General features: G+C 43.6%; 1 protein-coding gene. It reads left to right on the top strand.

Annotated elements, in window-relative coordinates; genetic code table 11:
• Positions 1-285 precede the first annotated feature (285 nt).
• Positions 286-427: con-10 family general stress protein (locus tag AC0L3J_RS37525; RefSeq protein ID WP_473350448.1), on the top strand; the 142-nt coding region annotated here is incomplete at its 3' end.

Raw genomic sequence — 427 nt, 5'->3', positions numbered from 1 at the left:
AGATAAGACGTCCTTTTCAGAGTGCAAATTTCACAACCACTTATTTGATTTATAACAACTTTCACAAGCACGTAATTTTGTCGCAAAATGACACATTTTTATCTCATCGCGTTTTTTTAATCATAAGAGCGGCTTATGGATAATTATTGGAGATGATATCTATTCTCGCTAAGAAGCTGTTGCAGGATATTACCAAACGCGGGTCTGCCCGCGTCAGTTCACTAAGCTTAGTCCCACGTAGCGAAAATATGGCAGCCGCCATACGCCGCGTTAATTCTATGCAATATGATGTCTATACCCAGACGGAGGTCAGTAATGGCAAACCATCGAGGCGGTTCCGGCAATTTTGCAGAAGACCGCGAAAGAGCATCAGAAGCAGGTAAAAAAGGTGGACAGCACAGCGGGGGTAATTTCAAGAATGACCCGC

Source organism: Bradyrhizobium sp. Kon37 (assembly GCF_055807535.1).
The sequence above is the reverse complement of the archived record's forward strand: the minus strand, read 5'-3'. Positions and strand labels throughout refer to the sequence as shown.